Origin of the sequence: Corynebacterium phocae (assembly GCF_008693075.1) — a bacterium.
In the GTDB taxonomy this organism is placed as follows: domain Bacteria; phylum Actinomycetota; class Actinomycetes; order Mycobacteriales; family Mycobacteriaceae; genus Corynebacterium; species Corynebacterium phocae.
In genome coordinates this window covers 1-526 of the sequence record NZ_VXKJ01000051.1, presented here as the reverse complement: position 1 = coordinate 526, position 526 = coordinate 1, and the positions used below count along the sequence as shown (strand labels likewise).

The 526-nt window shown below is 48.5% G+C and carries 1 protein-coding gene; it reads left to right on the top strand.

Translation table 11 applies throughout. The features are described 5' to 3' along the window. Positions 1–16 precede the first annotated feature (16 nt). The coding region (locus F4V58_RS11365; protein ID WP_150385814.1) for a hypothetical protein at positions 17–526 on the top strand (510 nt) is incomplete at its 3' end.

The window sequence follows — 526 nt, the reverse complement described above, 5'->3', positions numbered from 1 at the left end:
TACTGGTGTTATTTCGGTGACTGTTCCTGAAGGCACTCCTTTGGGTGAGGGTTCTGTTCAGATCACTGATGCTGATGGTGCCGAGGTTGGTTCCCCGATTGACGTGAAGATTGTCAATAATGGTGGAAACCCTGATGATCCGTCTATTGATTCTGGCACTAATATTGATGAGATAACCGCAGGTGCCTCGGATATTTCTGGTTCCGGTAAGCCTGGTGACAAACTGATGGTTCAGTTCCCGGGTGGTAAGACCGTTGAGGTCATTGTCGGTGATGATGGTAAGTGGTCTGTGAAGGTTCCTGAGGGTACTGAGCTCAAGCCTGGTGACAAGATTGTTGTTACTGATGGAAACGGTGGTGAAGTATCGGCAACTGTTGTAGGTTCTACTGTTCCTGTTATCAACGGTGTTGATGCTGGTGCTACTGAAATTTCTGGTTCCGGTAAGCCTGGTGACAAACTGATGGTTCAGTTCCCGGGTGGTAAGACCGTTGAGGTCATTGTCGGTGATGATGGTAAGTGGTCTGTG